Annotated in this window: 5 protein-coding genes; 4 read left to right on the forward strand and 1 reads right to left on the reverse strand. The window is 47.1% G+C overall.

Features of this window, described 5'->3' with window-relative positions:
• Nucleotides 1-81: 81 nt before the first annotated feature.
• Nucleotides 82-993: a TAXI family TRAP transporter solute-binding subunit gene (locus FE845_RS18430; RefSeq protein ID WP_227714502.1), complete on the reverse strand. Its 912-nt coding sequence runs from the start codon at nt 991-993 to the stop codon at nt 82-84.
• 237 nt (nt 994-1,230) lie between these two features.
• Here FE845_RS18430 and FE845_RS18435 point away from each other — a divergent pair, with 237 nt between their 5' ends.
• The 4 genes from FE845_RS18435 to FE845_RS18450 all read left to right on the forward strand — a co-directional run bounded on the left by FE845_RS18435 (nt 1,231) and on the right by FE845_RS18450 (nt 3,979).
• A complete protein-coding gene (locus FE845_RS18435; protein ID WP_200367994.1) occupies nt 1,231-1,770 on the forward strand; it encodes a DUF488 family protein in 540 nt (179 codons plus the stop codon).
• Nucleotides 1,771-2,091: 321 nt separating this feature from the next.
• Nucleotides 2,092-2,817 (forward strand): hypothetical protein, encoded by a 726-nt coding sequence (locus FE845_RS18440; RefSeq protein WP_200367996.1) that lies wholly within the window; start codon nt 2,092-2,094, stop codon nt 2,815-2,817.
• A gap of 76 nt (nt 2,818-2,893) precedes the next feature.
• Entirely contained in the window at nt 2,894-3,376 is a 483-nt protein-coding gene (locus FE845_RS18445; RefSeq protein WP_200367998.1) for a hypothetical protein, read from the forward strand.
• Nucleotides 3,377-3,466: 90 nt separating this feature from the next.
• Entirely contained in the window at nt 3,467-3,979 is a 513-nt protein-coding gene (locus FE845_RS18450; protein ID WP_200368000.1) for a DJ-1/PfpI family protein, read from the forward strand.
• Nucleotides 3,980-4,070: the final 91 nt, after the last annotated feature.

Below are 4,070 nucleotides of genomic sequence, written 5' to 3' on the forward strand. Positions count from 1 at the left end.
TGGAATCATGGCGTTTTCTTCCGGTTTTTGGGCGAAACGGGGAGATTTATGGTGGATATTATACTCGAAATTCAAGCCAACTCATTGCTTTGTTTCAGTTTTTTGGTTTTGCAGGGACGACGAATTACGGGCTGCTTTGTGGATGGAAACCATCCGGTCGTTCTGCTCCATAGTCAGCTTGGTGATTTCATACACAAAGCTCTCAGGCACATCGCAATTCACCATGGCAAAGTTCCACATGGATACAACACGCGAAGGCTCATCCAGTGATTGGTAAGTGCTCGCCGGAATGATGAACTCAGACACCGGGAACGCATCTGTTACCTTCTTTGCTTCGGCGTCTGTCATACCGATGATGTTCACATCAGTTTGAACCTCAAGCTGGCTAACCGCCGGAATTGGAATGCCTGCGGCGAAGGCAACAACATCAATCAGGCCATCCTGAAGCTGCCCGCCAAGATCAGACCAACTGCCATTGCGGCGCTTAAAGTCGACACCCAGCGTTTCCATCATGCGTGGGAAGTAAGTATCGGAGGTTGAACCCGCCGGACCAAAACCGATGGTGGCGCCATCAGGGATGTCAGAAATGGAGGTGATTCCCGAGCTGCTAAGTGCAGTTACAGAGAAAGGCGTTTCGTACATGGGGAACATGGCACAGACGTTATCCATCTTCATGCCTGGCGCCAACGGGCTGTTGCCATCCATGGATTCACGGGCCGGGCCCATGGTGGTTAGGCCAAACTTGAGATCGCCAGTGTGAACCAACGCCATATTCTGCATAGGCCCGCCGGTAATTTCAGCACCGCCGGAAACCCCCAGGCTTTCTGCAACAAAGTTGGCCCAGCCAGAACCATAGGCAAAATAGGTACCGCCCTGACTGGCCGTTCCCACCGTAAAGTTATCCGGCCAACCGGTGCGGTCCTGAGCAATAGCAGGACTAGCAACAACAAGAGTAGAGGCGAATGCCGCCGCCATAATGGCTTGGGTCTTCATAGAGAATGCTCCCTGATTCATTTTGTTAGTTAATTGGGTGCTAAGACGGAGCCCGGAGGGGCTGCGGTAAAAAAGAAATTGCAAATAGCGGGCCAGATTAAAAAGCACTTATAAAACAATCACTTTTTGAAAGACCACCAAGTAGGCACTATAAAATGGGTACGCTATCACCCATTATTAAAGCCCCGTGGGTTGAATTCCGCCACACCAAAGAACCAAAAGGTGCAAAGACCAACCATGTCATTTCCGTTTTATACCGTCGGCCACTCCACCCGTAGCATCGAGGAATTTACCGAGCTGCTACAAACAGCCGGTGTAACCCTAGTGGTCGACATACGGCACATCCCCAAATCCCGCACCAACCCGCAATACAATGAAGACCAACTGCCAGACAACCTTTCCCCCTATAACATTGGCTACCAACTTATAGAGGACCTGGGCGGATTGCGCAGCAAAAGCAAATCCATTGCGCCTACCGTTAACGGATTCTGGGAGAACAAAAGCTTCCACAACTACGCCGACTACGCTCTTACCGACTCATTCCAAGCTGGCCTCGACCAGTTAATACAATTGGGCGAAGAACATCGCTGTGCGTTGATGTGCTCAGAAGCGGTCTGGTGGCGTTGTCACCGGCGAATAGTTGCAGACCATCTATTGGCCCGTGGCAAAGACGTGTTTCATCTAATGGGAAAAGATAAAATACAGCCCGCTACGCTTACGAAAGGTGCGCGAGTGGAGAAGGATGTGGTGGTTTATCCGGAGGGGGAGAATGAGTGAACCGTAGGCTGACAGGACATGATATTGAACATATGCGGCTGCTTCCATGCGGAGAGTTATAAGACGGAGAGCGCAGGATCACAAAAAATATTACGAAGTTTCACAATGTAGGTCTTGCACCTAAATGAGTTTATTGTAACTCTCAGAGAAATCTTTACTTTCAGAATGCTGCAACGCTCCGTGAAGTTGGCAACATTGACGCATTTTCTACTTTAAACACGCCTGAATTATAAATTTATAACCAGCATGAGGAAATATGATATCCGTCGAAGCCGTTTAAAGAATCGAAAAATACTAAACAATCAGGACACTTTAGAACCAATGAATAAAATACTATTAACGTCACTACTTTTATCTTTTACCTTTCTTAGCGCCTGTGGCGGAAGCGAAAGCAGCAACAGCACTACATCAACACCAGAAACAGAAATTAACTTAGTCAAAGTTTCCAGTACAGGCACAACCTCTGACATAAATGAAACAGGCAAGTACAACTTAAAAATAAGCGGAACAGGAAACCTATTAACTGTAAAAGAAGACAATGAAATTAACGCTCTTAAAATATCAGGCACTGGAAACACACTAATCATTGAAGACAACACTACAGTCAATTCATTCACGATTAGCGGAACAGGAAATACCGTATTTATCCCTATTGATTCTGGAATATCATTTTCTGGCTCAGGCACTGGTAACTTGCTAAAAACAACTACTAAAAATTCAATAATCGGAATTTGGTCATACACCTACCCATCGACACAGTGCATTGAATCCTATGAATTTGAAGAAAGCGGTAAAATAACCGTAACCTCTCTAGACGAAGTTGCAACAGGATATTATTCGTTTGATGAGAAAGTCATATCTGGAAATCGGCACGCATTGTCGTTCAACTTAACAACAGACAACGGGCTTCCTGACTGCAGTGGCGTATCGGAAGATAACACAGGCCTCTCTTTAAACCTTTATATTAGCTTCGACAGGTCAGCTGCGATTACCATGTATGACCAGCCCGCAGGTGGCGTTCCGATTATCATGCTAACCAAGCAGTAATAGAGTAGACCTGAGTTTGGCAAGCATTGGTCAATGCTGCCAGACTCAGAGCCCCGCAGGGTACTGTGGTCGACAAATGAAAGCTAGAAAAACTAAAGCGCAGGAAACTCAAGATAAGACTCCAGGCTATCAGTTGCTCCCCCACGGAATGTGGCATATGGTTGCTGCCGTCAGCCTTATGGTGTTTACCATTGGCATTGCCCTGATCACCTTCACAGAGATCCTCGGCTTCTGGGTGGAACAGCCCACGCTACAGTACATAGAGCTAGCGTTAGGAGTTGTGATGATATTCATCTTAAGCACCCCATCCTTCCTTCTACTTCGTGGCCGCACTTCGTTCTATCGCTTTTTGGTGGGGCACAATCTACTTTATATAGCCTTCTTATCAGGGGCGGCCCTTTCACTTTTTCTCTCTGGACATCAGGGGATGGCTATAACATCGGCTTTCGGCTTGGGCTTGTGCGTCATTTCCCGCGTTCTTTATACCTCCAAGGGCTTTCATACCGGTATGGAATACTATCGTGCGATCTGGACTTACCATCGTGCAAACAGAGATTAGTTCGACTGTTTCCAGTTCGGAACTAAACCTCTTTGCGGCCGTGTTTTATAACTTAACGTGCAGTTTTCAGGCTTCGCTCGGGAGGAGAACATGAATTTTGGAGTGCTAGTTTTTGGCGGGGTCGAAGAGCTCGATTTTATAGGGCCGTGGGAAGTTCTAAAAATCTGGTCAAAAATCGCTGGTGGGCCGGAAAATTGCTTCATTGTTGCAGAGTCAAAATCTCCTATCATCTGCGCCAGAGACCTATCGATTAATCCACATGTCTCCTTCAACGATTGCCCAAAACTAGATTATCTTCTGGTGCCGGGGGGACATGGGACTCGCAAAGAGGTCAACAACCCAGCTCTGACCGAGTTCGTAGCAAAGCAGGCACAACACTGCCAAACAGTGTTGTCCGTGTGTACGGGTTCTTTCATTCTCCATGCTGCAGGACTGTTGTCAGGCAAAAAAGCAACAACCCATTGGGCCTCACTTGATCGCCTGAGAGCCTTGGGAGATGTCGAGGTAATAGAAGAGCGGTTTGTAAATGATGGTAACATTTGGACGTCGGCAGGAATCTCGGCGGGCATCGACTTAGTCGTCCCTGCAAAACCAAAAAACTGAAACAAAGCAATGAGTTGGCTTGAATTTCGAGTATAATATCCACCATAAATCTCCCCGTTTCGCCCAAAAACCGGAAGAAAACGCCATGATT

Origin of the sequence: Marinobacter sp. 1-4A (assembly GCF_016597725.1) — a bacterium.
Lineage (GTDB): Bacteria > Pseudomonadota > Gammaproteobacteria > Pseudomonadales > Oleiphilaceae > Marinobacter.